This is a genomic window from Rhizobium sp. 2YAF20, from assembly GCF_052114685.1.
Classification (GTDB): Bacteria; Pseudomonadota; Alphaproteobacteria; order Rhizobiales; family Rhizobiaceae; genus Rhizobium.
The window spans coordinates 1-1,447 of sequence record NZ_JBFRFF010000119.1; the positions used below are offsets into that span (position 1 = coordinate 1).

The 1,447-nt window shown below is 62.0% G+C and carries 1 protein-coding gene; it reads left to right on the plus strand.

What is annotated here, in order from left to right; genetic code table 11:
• The first annotated feature begins 72 nt into the window (after positions 1-72).
• The gene (locus AB4Z52_RS36175) at positions 73-1,425 is read left to right on the plus strand and encodes an alpha-glucosidase/alpha-galactosidase (RefSeq protein WP_442222608.1); all 1,353 of its coding nucleotides are present in this window, start codon (positions 73-75) and stop codon (positions 1,423-1,425) included.
• Positions 1,426-1,447 lie beyond the last annotated feature (22 nt).

Sequence of the window (1,447 nt, forward strand, 5' to 3'; positions counted from 1 at the left end):
AAACCGCCTACACGAACCGGCTGGTGAAAGCCGCGTTCGAGGTAGCCTGACGAGAGACGCCCGGAGAGATTTATGGCAGGCAATCCCAAGATCACCTTTATCGGAGCCGGTTCGACGGTGTTCATGAAGAACATCATCGGCGACGTTTTGCAGCGCCCGGCTTTGTCGGGGGCGCGTATCGCCCTGATGGACCTCAACCCGCAGCGGCTGGAGGAAAGCGCCGTCGTTGCCCGCAAGCTGGCGTCGACACTCGGTGCATCGGCGACGGTTGAGACCTTTTCCGACCAGCGCCGGGCGCTCGACAAGGCGGATTTCGTCGTCGTTGCCTTCCAGATCGGCGGCTATGAGCCCTGCACCGTCACCGATTTCGAGGTGCCGAAGAGGTATGGCCTGCGTCAGACGATCGCCGACACGCTCGGCGTCGGCGGYATCATGCGCGGGCTGCGCACCGTGCCGCATCTGTGGAAGATCTGCGAGGACATGCGTGCCGTCTGCCCGAACGCGATCATGCTGCAATATGTCAACCCGATGGCGATCAACACCTGGGCGATTTCGCAGAAATATCCCGACATCCGYCAGGTCGGCCTGTGCCATTCGGTCCAGGGCACGGCGATGGAACTCGCCGATGATCTCGACCTTCCCTAYGAGGAGATCCGCTATCGGGCTGCCGGTATCAACCACATGGCCTTCTATCTTGAATTCGAACACCGCCAGCCGGAYGGCTCCTATCGCGACCTCTATCCGGACCTGGTGGCCGGCTATCGCCAGGGCCGTGCCCCCAAGCCCGGCTGGAACCCGCGCTGCCCGAACAAGGTGCGCTACGAGATGCTGACGCGGCTTGGCTATTTCGTCACCGAAAGCTCGGAGCATTTCGCCGAATACACCCCCTATTTCATCAAGGAGGGCCGTGACGACCTGATCGAGAAATTCGCCATTCCGCTCGACGAATATCCCAAGCGCTGCATCGAGCAGATCGCCCGCTGGAAGAGCCAGGCCGACGAATATGCGAGCGCTGCGACCATCGAGGTCAAGCCGTCGAAGGAATATGCCTCGTCGATCATCAATTCGGTGTGGACCGGTGAACCCTCGGTCATCTACGGCAATGTCCGCAACAATGGCTGCATCACCTCGCTGCCGGACGATTGCGCAGCCGAAGTGCCCTGCCTCGTCGATGCCTCGGGCATCCAGCCGACCGTCGTCGGCGCGCTGCCGCCGCAGCTGACGGCGTTGATCCGCACCAACATCAACGTCCAGGAACTGACCGTCGCAGCCCTGATGAGCGAAAACCCGGAGCATATCTACCACGCGGCGATGATGGACCCGCACACGGCCGCCGAACTCGACCTCGACCAGATCTGGTCGCTGACCGACGACCTGCTTCGAGCCCATCGCCAATGGCTGCCCGAATGGGCAAGGAAGGACTGACGATATCGAGCGGCGGGGTCAT